Origin of the sequence: Fulvivirga aurantia (assembly GCF_009711475.1) — a bacterium.
Lineage (GTDB): Bacteria > Bacteroidota > Bacteroidia > Cytophagales > Cyclobacteriaceae > Fulvivirga > Fulvivirga aurantia.
Genome location: NZ_SMMD01000815.1, coordinates 1 through 9,403 on the forward strand (window position 1 = coordinate 1; position 9,403 = coordinate 9,403).

Below are 9,403 nucleotides of genomic sequence, written 5' to 3' on the forward strand. Positions count from 1 at the left end.
TGCAACCGATTGAAATTTCATGTCATGAAACTAGTAGCTGCACAAAAGAGATATGACCGTTGGAAAATGATGCGGTCGGAACTATACGGGGAATTAAGTGATGATTTTCAAGAGGCGGAAATGAAGGCCATTTCTAAGGACAAAGAATTTAGAGAATCATTTATAGAGGTAGTAGATGATGTTGAGGTTGGTATGCTGGAGATGTCATTGAGAAATTTTGTAGATGGATGTTTGAGTAGTCCTGTTGCATACATCGAAGGGATCTATATAAACTCAAAGCTGCGGGGTCAAGGATATGGTGCTAAGATAATTGACCTGGCGAAAAACTGGGCTAAAAGTAAACAATGTATTGAGCTCGCATCTGATACTGAAATTAATAACACAAATGCTCAAAAGTTTCATGATGCGGTAGGCTTTAAAGAAACCTACCGCATTGTACAATATAAGATGACATTAGATTAGTTAATCTGGTTTTCTTTGATAAAAGATGAGATATAGTCCTTGATCATTTCTCTCACTCTAATAAATTCTGCTTTTACCTCTTCTTCTGACCCGGTTGCTTTTGCAGGATCTGGGAAGTTGTAATGAAACTTTTGCGCTTTGGTAGGGAAGTAGGGGCACCTTTCTTTTGCGTTATCACACACTGTGATCACATAATCAAAGTTTACATCCGCATATTCGTCAATATGGTTTGAGGTGTGATGTGAGATGTCGATGCCGTCCTCTTTCATTACTTCAATAGCTTTTGGGTTTACTCCATGAGTTTCGACTCCTGCGCTATAAATATTGGCATCTGTGAGCGTTGATAAGTAACCATGGGCCAACTGGCTTCTACAGCTATTACCTGTACATAATACTAAAATATTCGATTTCATAAGATTTTTTATTTAACTAATTGCTTGTACATACAAATAGCGCTTTCTGGACATAGTTTTGAGAATTGTTCTGTTTGCCTCACGCTAATAGGAGCCAGAGAGCGATTTATTTCTGTATAGTTTAATTTTTGAAAGAAACCTTTAGCAGTTTCTGTTAACAGATAGACATGATCAACATTTAGGCTTCTGGCATGGTCTTCAACTTCTTTTACGAGCTCAGTACCTCTACCTTTGTTCTTTAAGCTTGACTTAACAGCAACAGATCTCAATAAAGCATCAGATTCGTAAATCTCTAATACCGCCATGGCAATCAAGTCATCATTTTCAAACTCACCTAATATCTGATGATGATCAAAATCAATACTATCGGTCATAAGGTTACATGACCTCAATAGCTGGTTTACGCTTTCTTTATCTGTTTTGCCAAGTAATCTCATGTATTGATGGATGTTTGGGTATAATATTTATCGCGTAACCAAAACGCTACTTTTACCAATAGAATCAATGCAGGGACCTCAACCAGTGGGCCAATAACACCCGCAAAGGCCTGACCTGAATTTAAACCAAAAACTGCAATAGCCACTGCAATGGCTAACTCAAAGTTATTGCCAGCTGCTGTAAATGCGATAGACGCATTTTTATCATAGGATGCACCAATTGCTTTGCTTATCATAAATCCAATTAAAAACATTAGTACGAAGTAAATAAGAAGAGGAATAGCAATTCTTACTACATCCATAGGTATGGTTACGATCAGCTCACCTTTAAGGGAAAACATAATTACTATTGTAAAAAGCAACGCAATTAATGTAATAGGTGAGATGTTGGGAATGAATTTCTGATTATACCACTTTTCTCCTTTTAATTTTACTAGGGAAAACCTACTGAGAATACCAGCAAGAAAAGGTATACCTAGATAAATCATAACGCTCTCTGCAATTGTATAAATAGATATATCTACCAAAGCCCCTTCGAAGCCAAATAACGGGGGTAGTTTTGTGATGAATAACCATGCGTAAAAGCTATAGGCGAATACCTGGAATATACTGTTTAAAGCTACCAATCCTGCTCCATATTCGCTGCTTCCTTCAGCAAGATCATTCCAGACCAATACCATAGCGATACACCTTGCCAGCCCAATTAAGATGAGCCCGACCATATACTCAGGATGATCATGAAGAAATATGAGCGCCAGGCTAAACATTAGCACCGGACCAATGATCCAGTTTAGAACCAAACTCAAAGAGAGTACTTTGATGTTGCTGAAAACTTTGGGTAAAAGCTTGTAGTTGACTTTGGCCAAAGGCGGATACATCATTAAGATAAGGCCGATGGCGATAGGAATATTGGTACTTCCTGAGTTAAACGAATTAATGACTTCACTACTCGAAGGGAAGAAATAACCAATTCCAACACCAATGATCATGGCCAGGAATATCCATAAAGTGAGATTCTTATCTAGAAAATTTAATTTTTTGGTCATAAGCTGATTTTGTATAAAAAGGATTGCCCCGATGTGTGAATACATCGGAGCAACATTTATATTATTTTGAAAATGTTAAGGAAGCCTCTTCTGACAAGGGTGCGCAACAAGTGGCGTTATCAGATCCTACTTGTTGAGGTTTAGCATCAGACGCTAGTTTTTCACGGTCTTCTATAAATTGATAGACTTCCCATCGATAACCATCAGGATCTGTCACCCAAAACTTATCCTGTTTGGCATAGCAGCAGGTGACATCCTTTTCTCTATCAATAGGTAAGTTATGGTGCATAGCATTACCCAGCTTCTGTTTTAGAATTTCCGGATCATTTACTTCTATGCCGAAGTGAGCGCCATCATTTTTAATTGCTTCTTTATTCTCAATAAAGGAGATGTTAAGTGATGGTTCATTTACCAGGAATTTTGCGTACCCTTCTTTTACCTTATTTGGTTCTGTTTCAAAAAACTTGGTATAGAAGTCTATAGTAGCTTCAATGTTACTTACATAGTAACTCATGTGTATACGCGGAAAAATTGGTTGATTGTTCATGATATTATCGTTCAAAGTTAAAAGATACTGAGACTAAATCGTAATATTACGATGAATAAAAGCAAATTTTTTTAGCAACAATTATTGTCTTCAATATAAGAGGCGAATAATCCTGCAAAAGACTCACGTGCTTCTTTCCAGACACGGTCATCGATACAGTAACAAACACTGGGGCCTTCTATGGTACCTTTTATCAGGCCAGCGTTTTTTAATTCTTTCAGATGTTGGGAGACGGTCGATTGCGATAGAGGTAGTTCATTTACAATGTCACCACAGACGCATGACTTAGATATTGCCAGATACTCAATGATCGCTATTCTGGCCGGGTGTCCCAGGGCCTTGGCCATCAGTGCAATTCTGTTTTGAGTAGCTGTAAATTTATCTGCTTTTGTAAGTCCCATATTTCTTTAATCGTAAAAATGCGATAAAGGTTTCAGCTTTTCCAAAATAATTTAAAATAGTGCGCTTACAGTAAGTAATTCTACAATATCGGAGAGTGGCTTCTACAAGATTATTTTTCTTTACCCAGCTTGGCATTGTCAAACCAGTAACTTTTTATACTGGCTATGAGTTCAACTAACTCAGAAAACTTACTGGGTTTTGTAAAATATGTATTGCTGCCATGCTTATAAGAAAGCTTGATGTCTTCTTCGGCTTGCGAGGTAGTGTATATAATTATGGGTATGTGTTTGAGCCTTGCATCATCTCTAATTTCTACAAGTGTCTGTCTACCATCCTTTTTAGGCATGTTCAGGTCTAAAAGAATTATTGAAGGCAACTTCTTGGTAGCATTTAATAATTCCATCAGCTCTTCACCATCTTTTACAAAAGTAGTGACCTTTGCATCAATTCCGTTTTCAAGTAATGCATCTTCTATGAGCACCCTGTCGTCATGATCGTCCTCCGCAATTATAATCTGCATAGATTTTGTATTCTTTTTTGTTGTAGCTAAGACATCGATGTTATATCACTATCTTTGACTAGATGAGGCTCAAATATAAGCATGATAATAGCTTAACCCAAAATTAGTATACTAATATTATGGAGAATTCTGACTTTGAGAAGCGTAGAATAACAGTACTTAGAGAATTGCTCGGGCTATCACAAAGTGAGTTTGCCAACGAGGTGGGTGTTTCACAGGGTGCCTTATCACAGTTAGAAAGAGGTAAGTCTAATATTTCGCTAGATACACTTCAAAAAATTAGCATGGCTTTTCAGGTAAATTGCAATTGGCTGGTAAACGGTCAGGGTGATATTTACATCAAAGGTTCTACTCCAAATCAAGTACCTGTGAGGGAGTCAATTGTGAAAGTTGACATGAAAGATTCTGCCTTGATGCCTCTTATTAAGGAAGATGCTCATGCTGGCTATATTAAAGGCCTGGAAAATACAGATTATCTCAATACGCTCGATGTTTACAAAATTCCAGGGTTCGAAAGGGGAGTGCATCGCTTGTTTGAGATTGTTGGTGATAGTATGATTCCAACTATTTTCCCAGGAGAAATTACGGTAAGTAGCTTTATTGAAGATTACAAAGATTTATCTAACAGCACATTATGTGTAATAATTACTGAAGAGGCCATTGTGGCCAAACGTATATTCTTCTATGAAGGAGACAGAAGTATACTTATACTTAAAAGCGATAACTCCAAGTACAAGACTTACACCATAAACATAGATGATGTAAAAGAAATTTGGAGAATTGAAGCCAAAATCACCAATAGCTTTACGCAAGACCATACAGCTACTGATGACAAGCTCTCCTCACTCGAATCAGATGTTGCTGAGCTCAAGAGTCAACTGCAAAACCTGACTAAGTCAGGAGGAAATGGCTCCTCCTGATCAATTAATCTCTGTACGATTTATACTTATTTATAAGGCCGTTTGTAGAGCCGTCATGTGAATCTACTGTTGCATCACTATCTAACTCAGGAAGTATTTTCTTTGCCAATTGTTTGCCCAGTTCTACACCCCATTGATCAAAGCTGAAGATATTCCATATGGCGCCCTGCACAAAGATTTTATGCTCATACATAGCTATAAGGCTGCCTAAGGTGTGTGGAGTGAGTTTCTTAAATAATATTGAATTTGTTGGCCTGTTGCCTTCAAATACTTTATAAGGTAATAGCTGGTTGGCCTTGTTTTCCTCCAGCCCCTCAGCTTTAAATTCTTCCAGTACTTGTTCTCTGGCTTTACCATTCATCAACGCCTCAGTTTGGGCAAAAAAGTTGGCTAGCAATTTCTGATGATGATCTCCGATTTTGTTGTGGCTATTTGCAGGTGCCAGAAAATCACAAGGAATCAATTTAGTGCCCTGATGTATCAATTGATAAAATGCATGCTGACCATTGGTACCGGGCTCTCCCCAAATTATTGGCCCTGTTTGGTAAGAAACCTTCTTTCCATTTCTATCAATTGATTTACCATTGCTTTCCATATCACCTTGTTGAAAATAAGCTGCAAAGCGATGCATATACTGGTCGTAGGGTAATATGGCGTGAGATTCAGCATCAAAAAAGTTGTTGTACCATACTCCTAGTAAAGCCAGAATCACGGGTATATTCTTATCAAAGGTCGTATGTTTAAAGTGCTCATCCATGGCGAAAGCACCTTCCAGTAATTCTTCAAATCTGTCGTAACCAATAGTGCACGCTATAGAAAGACCAATGGATGACCAAAGCGAATAACGACCACCAACCCAATCCCAGAATTCGAACATATTCTCACTATCGATCCCAAATTCTTCTACTGATTTTTGATTGGTTGAAATAGCTACAAAATGTTTCTTTATGTCGTTTTCGCTACCCCCACTTGCCAGAAACCAATCACGGGCAGAGTGTGCGTTGGTCATAGTCTCCTGTGTAGTAAACGTCTTTGAGGCGATCATGAATAGGGTAGTGGCAGGGTCAACCTTTTTCAATACTTCAGCAATGTGACTTCCATCTACATTGGAAACGTAATAAGTCTCAATACCCTCTACTTTATAGGGCTTTAAGGCTTCAGTTACCATGACCGGCCCCAGATCTGATCCACCTATACCAATGTTTACAATTGATTTTACAGGTTGGCCATCGAATCCTAACCATTGGCCTTTTGTTACCTTATCGGCAAACACCTTTACCTGAGATAAAACTTTATTTACTGCAGGCATTACATCATCACCTGCAATGGTTGCAGGTTGCTCAGATCGATTGCGTAGTGCGGTATGCATTACAGCTCTACCTTCAGTTTCATTGATCAGGCTACCATCAAACATATTATCGATAGCTGTTTTTAGGTCTATTTCATGAGCCAGCTCAACCAATAACTGCATGGTTTCATCAGTCACACGGTTTTTAGAAAAATCAACTAAAATATCTTCAAATTCGAGGCTCATCTGGTCAAACCTTTCAGCGTTTTGCTTAAACATATCACGCATGTCTGCAGGCTCGATTTCTTCAAAATGAGCTTGTAGTTTCTTCCAGGTATTTGTGGTCGTAGGATCTATTTTAGGTAGCATTATTAGTCTGTTGTTTTGAAGTTGCTAAATTAATAAAGGCAAAAACATATGAGAAGTTTAGTAATTAAAATGTTCCTATATAACCTGTAAAAGAGCTACGAGAACAAGGCAATGCGCTTTATCGTTTATTAGATAAGTAAATGAACATTCCTATGACAGAGAAAGAAGCGAAAGAGGCTATTAAAGATATACCAGTAGGCTCTAAATTACAGCTGATTATGAAGAACGGTGATATCGTAGAGGTGGTGTTGGCAAGCCAGGACACTGCAGCCGTTGAGAAAAAAGACTATGACAGTGTAGTGGTGCCTGCATTACTCCCAGCGATAATAGTGCAGGGCAAAAGATGGGGCACTTATAGAATAGAAACTAGCGATATCGTAAAAATTGCCAGAATTGGTTAGACAAAAAAAAGAGAAGAGCTGCTCACCCTTCTCCTTTATAAATTTCATTGGATAAAATTTATTTATCCTTCAGGTATACGAATCTTTCTAATCTTGATAACTCTTTATCGTCTACGTATTTACCTATTTCCTTTCTAAACTGCTCCATGTTTTCGTAAGGTCTGTATTCTTCAAACTCGTGAGCCATTCTCTCCCCAACACCAGGTAAAGCTAAAATATCTTCTTCAGAAGCAGTGTTGAGCTCTACAGGTACAAACACATACCGCTCAAGTCGTGCTACTTCTAGCTCATCTACATATTTGCCAATTTCCTTTCTGAACTGCGCAACTTTCAAATAAGGTCTGTATTCTTCAAATTCATGAGCCATTCTGTTCCCAACACCAGGAATGATTTTGAAGTTTGCTTCTTTGGTGGTGTTTAGGTTAAAAGGAACGAAAAGTTTACCATATAGCTCTTCTAGTCCTGCGCTGTCCATTTCCGCGCTTAGGATAGAGTGCAGATCCATCATGTCTACAAATGGTCTTTTGGCTGTTATTTCACTAACTAATGCTTCAGATAAACCAGTGCTGGCAAGTTCTTCTTCAGAGGCCAGGTTGGCATTTAGCACTCCGCTGGTTGTAGATTTTTCAGTAGAATCTTCAGTGACTTCAGTTTTCTCTGATTCACTTTCTGTATTTTCTTCATTAGCTTTTTGCTGACAAGCAACCATAAAAGCTAGAAGTAGTATGGCTAAAGATTTAGTCAATAATTTCATTGTTTGTGTGATTTATGTTTAAGTAAAATGTAAATGTATCCAATCAGTGCAAAGGCAATCATGCTACCAGGCGCAAGTGCAGGTAAGGCCCCCGAAAGACTCTCGATAAAGCTAGTAAGCCAATCCTGTGTAGGGTGCAGTTCTGTTTCGAATTCATAATTGGCATTAAGGTGAAAATAAACACCAAGCAATCCGCTCAAAGCGCAGAATGCTAATAACCATCTGAATACATTGACTGCCCAATTTGCTGAGGAAAATAAGGTAGTAGAAAAAACAACCAGGCTCAACACAATAAGAATGATTGGTAATATCTGCCAACTGTCTTCATAATGAGAAATAAGAAATAACTCTGATACGGTGCCTATGGCCATAAATAAAATGGCAAAGACAACCCATCGGGTTACAGCGCTCAATTGCAGGTCATTTTTATTTGATGACATAATCGGCAGCGAAAATACATGCAGCAAACATCACAAACAAGAAGCTATTAAGAATTATTCTAAATAATTATCTGGAAAGACCTAAACTCTCATTCTTGACTTATGTTTAATTGAATAGTTACTTAAGCAAATCATTAATTATGCGGCCACCAAAAGTGCTTTTTTTCGATGTAAATGAAACCTTACTAGATCTCACTAAGCTAAAACAAAGTGTTGCAGAAGCTTTAGGTGGTAATGAGGATTTGGTTTCACTTTGGTTTACCACCATGTTACAATATTCGCTGGTAACTACCGTGAGCCACAAATATTACAATTTTGGAGAGATAGGTGCTGCCTCTTTGCGTATGGTTGCTGCCAATTATGGTCATCATTTATCAGATGAAGAAGCCAAAAAAGTATTAAAACCCATAAGGTCTTTACCTGCTCATCCTGAAGTAAAAGAAGCGCTGAGTCGACTAAAAGCAAATGAATTTAAAATGATTGCGCTTACTAACTCTTCTGATGAAGTGATGCGTGAGCAATTAGAAAATGCCGATTTAGCACAATTTTTTGATGATAACCTGAGTGTGGAGAAAGCCGGGAAATATAAACCGCATCGAGATGTTTATCACTGGGCCGCAAGTAAAGCTCAGGTAGACCCAGCGGATTGTATGATGATAGCTGCTCATGGTTGGGATATTGCAGGTGCAATATGGGCTGGATTTATGGGTGCTTTTATTGCCAGGCCAGAACAACAACGGTATCTACTAGCACCAAAACCTGAAATAGATGAGACTGATCTACTAAAGGTAGCGAATACCTTGATTGCTTTAAAACATAGCAGATAGCCACAATTCGTTATTTCTGATATTCTATTTGATTAATTCGCCATTTAAACTGTCTGTTAGCAGCTTCTACAATGGCTACGTCACCCACTTCTTTATTTAATAGAGCCTGTGCCATAGGTGAGTCCATTGAAATGTGATCTTTGGCTCCAATGAGTTCTTCGTAACCAACAATGCGAAGACGTTTCTTTAAACCGCTTTCATTTTCAATTTCTACCCAGGCACCAAACATCACTTTACCTTCCTGGTAGGGATCGTATTTTACGACTTTAAAATCATCAATACATTTCCTTAAATACAGAACTCGTCTGTCGATTTCTCTTAACCTCTTTTTATTGTAATGGTAATCTGCATTTTCAGATCTATCACCAAGGCTAGCAGCCCATGAGACTTTTTTTGTAGTCTCAGGACGCTCCACGCGCCAAAGGTGATCTAACTCAGCCTTTAGCTTTTCTAATCCTTCTGGGGTAATTAACTGTGATCTCTTCATGTCGAGTTTGGCTCTACTGCAAACTTGTAGACATAGAGTTATTCAACCAAGTTCTTAAACCAAAAAAAGCAGCCCTAGAGCTGCTTTTGT

The 9,403-nt window shown here is 38.3% G+C and carries 14 protein-coding genes; 4 read left to right on the top strand and 10 right to left on the bottom strand.

Features of this window, described 5'->3' with window-relative positions:
- Positions 1-462: GNAT family N-acetyltransferase (locus E1176_RS11225; RefSeq protein WP_222933134.1), on the top strand; the 462-nt coding region annotated here is incomplete at its 5' end.
- On the opposite strand, the gene E1176_RS11230 is transcribed toward E1176_RS11225, so the two are convergent.
- The 6 genes from E1176_RS11230 to E1176_RS11255 form a co-directional block, all read right to left on the bottom strand.
- Positions 459-875 carry an arsenate reductase ArsC gene (locus tag E1176_RS11230; protein ID WP_155210706.1) on the bottom strand — a complete coding sequence of 139 codons (417 nt, stop codon included), beginning with the start codon at positions 873-875 and terminating at the stop codon, positions 459-461. The genes E1176_RS11225 and E1176_RS11230 overlap by 4 nt on opposite strands.
- Positions 876-883: 8 nt before the next feature.
- The gene (gene arsN2 / locus E1176_RS11235; protein ID WP_155210707.1) at positions 884-1,312 is read right to left on the bottom strand and encodes an arsenic resistance N-acetyltransferase ArsN2; all 429 of its coding nucleotides are present in this window, start codon (positions 1,310-1,312) and stop codon (positions 884-886) included.
- Positions 1,309-2,358 carry an ACR3 family arsenite efflux transporter gene (arsB, locus tag E1176_RS11240; protein ID WP_155210708.1) on the bottom strand — a complete coding sequence of 350 codons (1,050 nt, stop codon included), beginning with the start codon at positions 2,356-2,358 and terminating at the stop codon, positions 1,309-1,311. The genes arsN2 and arsB overlap by 4 nt, the downstream gene beginning before the upstream one ends.
- 61 nt (positions 2,359-2,419) lie before the next feature.
- Positions 2,420-2,905, bottom strand: a complete 486-nt coding sequence (locus tag E1176_RS11245; RefSeq protein WP_155210709.1) for an ArsI/CadI family heavy metal resistance metalloenzyme — start codon at positions 2,903-2,905, stop codon at positions 2,420-2,422.
- 71 nt (positions 2,906-2,976) lie between these two features.
- Positions 2,977-3,306, bottom strand: coding sequence for an ArsR/SmtB family transcription factor (locus E1176_RS11250; RefSeq protein WP_155210710.1), 330 nt, complete (start codon positions 3,304-3,306; stop codon positions 2,977-2,979).
- A gap of 110 nt (positions 3,307-3,416) precedes the next feature.
- Entirely contained in the window at positions 3,417-3,827 is a 411-nt protein-coding gene (locus E1176_RS11255) for a response regulator (protein ID WP_155210711.1), read from the bottom strand.
- Between the two features lie 119 nt (positions 3,828-3,946).
- Between E1176_RS11255 and E1176_RS11260 the strand changes: the two genes are divergently transcribed.
- Complete coding sequence (locus E1176_RS11260) at positions 3,947-4,747, top strand: XRE family transcriptional regulator (RefSeq protein ID WP_155210712.1); 801 nt, start codon at positions 3,947-3,949, stop codon at positions 4,745-4,747.
- Positions 4,748-4,751: 4 nt separating this feature from the next.
- Here E1176_RS11260 and pgi read toward each other — a convergent pair whose 3' ends face one another.
- Positions 4,752-6,404 (bottom strand): glucose-6-phosphate isomerase, encoded by a 1,653-nt coding sequence (gene pgi, locus E1176_RS11265; RefSeq protein ID WP_155210713.1) that lies wholly within the window; start codon positions 6,402-6,404, stop codon positions 4,752-4,754.
- A gap of 152 nt (positions 6,405-6,556) precedes the next feature.
- Between pgi and E1176_RS11270 the strand changes: the two genes are divergently transcribed.
- The gene (locus E1176_RS11270; RefSeq protein WP_155210714.1) at positions 6,557-6,805 is read left to right on the top strand and encodes a hypothetical protein; all 249 of its coding nucleotides are present in this window, start codon (positions 6,557-6,559) and stop codon (positions 6,803-6,805) included.
- Between the two features lie 58 nt (positions 6,806-6,863).
- Here E1176_RS11270 and E1176_RS11275 read toward each other — a convergent pair whose 3' ends face one another.
- Both E1176_RS11275 and E1176_RS11280 read right to left on the bottom strand, forming a co-directional pair.
- Complete coding sequence (locus tag E1176_RS11275) at positions 6,864-7,559, bottom strand: helix-hairpin-helix domain-containing protein (protein ID WP_155210715.1); 696 nt, start codon at positions 7,557-7,559, stop codon at positions 6,864-6,866.
- The gene (locus E1176_RS11280; RefSeq protein WP_155210716.1) at positions 7,556-7,999 is read right to left on the bottom strand and encodes a hypothetical protein; all 444 of its coding nucleotides are present in this window, start codon (positions 7,997-7,999) and stop codon (positions 7,556-7,558) included. Before E1176_RS11280 ends, E1176_RS11275 begins: the two co-directional genes overlap by 4 nt.
- Positions 8,000-8,139: 140 nt before the next feature.
- On the opposite strand from E1176_RS11280, the gene E1176_RS11285 reads away from it, so the two are divergent.
- Positions 8,140-8,826 carry a haloacid dehalogenase type II gene (locus tag E1176_RS11285; RefSeq protein WP_155210717.1) on the top strand — a complete coding sequence of 229 codons (687 nt, stop codon included), beginning with the start codon at positions 8,140-8,142 and terminating at the stop codon, positions 8,824-8,826.
- 10 nt (positions 8,827-8,836) lie between these two features.
- Here the strand turns inward: E1176_RS11285 and greB are convergent, their stop codons facing one another.
- Positions 8,837-9,313, bottom strand: a complete 477-nt coding sequence (gene greB / locus E1176_RS11290; protein ID WP_155210718.1) for a transcription elongation factor GreB — start codon at positions 9,311-9,313, stop codon at positions 8,837-8,839.
- Between the last annotated feature and the right edge of the window lie 90 nt (positions 9,314-9,403).

What these genes read in the sequence shown, in the direction of transcription:
- E1176_RS11280 (WP_155210716.1), bottom strand. Translation starts at nt 7,999, where the DNA reads ATGTCATCAAATAAAAATGACCTGCAATTGAGCGCTGTAACCCGATGG.
- arsB (WP_155210708.1), bottom strand. Translation starts at nt 2,358, where the DNA reads ATGACCAAAAAATTAAATTTTCTAGATAAGAATCTCACTTTATGGATA.
- E1176_RS11270 (WP_155210714.1), top strand. Translation starts at nt 6,557, where the DNA reads ATGACAGAGAAAGAAGCGAAAGAGGCTATTAAAGATATACCAGTAGGC.
- E1176_RS11285 (WP_155210717.1), top strand. Translation starts at nt 8,140, where the DNA reads ATGCGGCCACCAAAAGTGCTTTTTTTCGATGTAAATGAAACCTTACTA.
- E1176_RS11260 (WP_155210712.1), top strand. Translation starts at nt 3,947, where the DNA reads ATGGAGAATTCTGACTTTGAGAAGCGTAGAATAACAGTACTTAGAGAA.
- E1176_RS11245 (WP_155210709.1), bottom strand. Translation starts at nt 2,905, where the DNA reads ATGAACAATCAACCAATTTTTCCGCGTATACACATGAGTTACTATGTA.
- E1176_RS11255 (WP_155210711.1), bottom strand. Translation starts at nt 3,827, where the DNA reads ATGCAGATTATAATTGCGGAGGACGATCATGACGACAGGGTGCTCATA.
- E1176_RS11275 (WP_155210715.1), bottom strand. Translation starts at nt 7,559, where the DNA reads ATGAAATTATTGACTAAATCTTTAGCCATACTACTTCTAGCTTTTATG.
- pgi (WP_155210713.1), bottom strand. Translation starts at nt 6,404, where the DNA reads ATGCTACCTAAAATAGATCCTACGACCACAAATACCTGGAAGAAACTA.
- E1176_RS11230 (WP_155210706.1), bottom strand. Translation starts at nt 875, where the DNA reads ATGAAATCGAATATTTTAGTATTATGTACAGGTAATAGCTGTAGAAGC.
- greB (WP_155210718.1), bottom strand. Translation starts at nt 9,313, where the DNA reads ATGAAGAGATCACAGTTAATTACCCCAGAAGGATTAGAAAAGCTAAAG.
- E1176_RS11250 (WP_155210710.1), bottom strand. Translation starts at nt 3,306, where the DNA reads ATGGGACTTACAAAAGCAGATAAATTTACAGCTACTCAAAACAGAATT.
- arsN2 (WP_155210707.1), bottom strand. Translation starts at nt 1,312, where the DNA reads ATGAGATTACTTGGCAAAACAGATAAAGAAAGCGTAAACCAGCTATTG.